This is a genomic window from Campylobacter concisus, assembly GCF_002912895.1.
GTDB classification, from domain to species: Bacteria; Campylobacterota; Campylobacteria; order Campylobacterales; family Campylobacteraceae; genus Campylobacter_A; species Campylobacter_A concisus_G.
The window spans coordinates 1-1067 of record NZ_POZX01000072.1 but is presented as its reverse complement, the minus strand read 5'-3'; the positions used below and the strand labels follow the sequence as shown (position 1 = coordinate 1067).

1 protein-coding gene is annotated in these 1067 nt (G+C 31.4%); it reads left to right on the top strand.

Going from position 1 to position 1067, the window contains the following annotated elements:
* A partial coding sequence (locus tag CYP51_RS09200) for a radical SAM protein (RefSeq protein ID WP_103625204.1) occupies positions 1-973 on the top strand: 973 nt, incomplete at its 5' end.
* Positions 974-1067: the final 94 nt, after the last annotated feature.

The following is a 1067-nucleotide window of genomic DNA, read 5'->3' as shown; positions in this document are numbered from 1 at the left end:
GCCTAGTGAGTATCATAAACAAAAGCTTATAACTCTTAAGAGTGGCAAGAAAAAGCTTGTTTATAATAAAAAGTATATCGATGATGAAAAGCATAGCGTTAGCGCAGGAGCTAGCAAACTTCAATCCTTAGTTAGAAGTATCATGAATTCATTGCATTTTAGGAGCTTATCACAAAATCAAAGATGTTATATAACTACTAAAGAACCGCATTTGGACGGAACTTGTCATTTAAATTTGCTTGTTTTTGTCCCTAAAGAAAATTTGGATAAGTGCGTTTCAGCTATTAAAGATCGTTTTTTAGATACTCATAGCAGGGTTGAAACTGATATTAAAAATGCTACTTCGTATGTTATGAAGTATATTTTTAAAACTCTTGATGATTTACGCCAAAACCCTGATTTAGATAACTTGACCGATATAAGCTACTGGTATTTAAAGCATAAAATTAGACGTTTTACAATGTCAAAAACATTTATTAGTCTTGAAATTTATAGAAAACTAAATGGCAGGGTTGATTTAATATCTCTTACAACAAACTACAATAAAGGCTTGGTTACTGTTTTACTTGATCCGGAAACTAAAAAGCCTTTACAAATATTTGATGAGTTTGGCGATCTTTGGCATAAAATAAAGGTCTCAAAAGATGAGACTACTATAAGACATCAAAACGTAAGTAGCGAGATAAAGAGCTTTGGCAATACCTTAAAACAAAGACAAATTTTAAAGCTTTGTGATGAGCTTTTTAAAAGCGATGAAAAGCATAAACCAGTAAGCAGAATGAAAGATTATGAGCTAGTTAATTATTATCAAAGCTTGGGCGGTGATGTAAATGCCCAGCATTTAGCCTATGTTGAAAATTTAATGCTCGATAGGGAATTAGATAACTTCACACATTATCACAAAAAGCACGATTTAAATGCTCCTGATATTGATAGCTTTGTAGATAGACTTTTGATTTGTAATGAGTTTTAATTATGCAAAACGTTAAATTTAAATACTATGCCGATTTATATCTTAAGCTTGGTAAGTCTGAGTGGAAATTATCGACGTATTGCAAGAATAAAGG